This window comes from Synechococcus sp. R55.2 (genome assembly GCF_047462075.1).
Classification (GTDB): Bacteria; Cyanobacteriota; Cyanobacteriia; order Thermostichales; family Thermostichaceae; genus Thermostichus.
The window spans coordinates 1-647 of sequence record NZ_JANSIH010000269.1 but is presented as its reverse complement, the minus strand read 5'-3'; the positions used below and the strand labels follow the sequence as shown (position 1 = coordinate 647).

Annotated in this window: 2 protein-coding genes; both read left to right on the top strand. The window is 55.0% G+C overall.

Going from position 1 to position 647, the window contains the following annotated elements:
- The first annotated feature begins 13 nt into the window (after nucleotides 1-13).
- Nucleotides 14-436, top strand: coding sequence for a zinc ribbon domain-containing protein (locus tag NW838_RS08925; protein WP_414427882.1), 423 nt, complete (start codon nucleotides 14-16; stop codon nucleotides 434-436).
- A 126-nt stretch (nucleotides 437-562) separates the two neighbouring features.
- A partial coding sequence (locus tag NW838_RS08920) for a biotin carboxylase N-terminal domain-containing protein (protein WP_414427881.1) occupies nucleotides 563-647 on the top strand: 85 nt, incomplete at its 3' end.

Here is a 647-nt window from a genome sequence, read left to right as displayed (position 1 = left end):
GCAGACGACCAGACTGGTCTCCACGCTCCACGAGCGAGGCGTGCAGACAGTTGTGATTGGCGACCTTCGGGATATCCGGATGTCTGCCAACTACAACAAAAAGGCGAATCAGAAGATCCACCAGATGTTGCATGGTCAAGTCCGGCATCTCATCACCTACAAAGCTGAGCGGTTGGGGATGAGAGTGGTACTGCAAGATGAGCGGTACAGCTCTCAGGAGTGTCCTGTTTGTGGACAGAGAAACAAGCCCAAAGGTCGTGTGTACAGGTGTGGGTGTGGGTTTGAGTTCCATCGGGACGGGGTGGGGGCAATTAACATCCGCAGGAAGTATCTGGGCTCCGGCCCAGTAGTTGGGGCCATGGCATCCCCCATAGGGTTGAGGTTTCAGCCTCATGCCCTGTGTAGCTCAGTCGGTAGGAGCAATTCTGCTGGCTGAGAAAGCATCCCCGTCCTTTAAGACGGGGAGTATGTCAATAGTAGGATGAGCACCTGAACTTAACCTTGCGTTTACAGACCGCTGGCCTTAGCGGTCTAGCTACCTCTTCAGCTTTGAACCTTCCTCATGCCGCCCATCACCAAGATCCTGATCGCCAACCGGGGTGAGATCGCCCTGCGCATCATCCGTACCTGTCAGGAAATGGGGATCC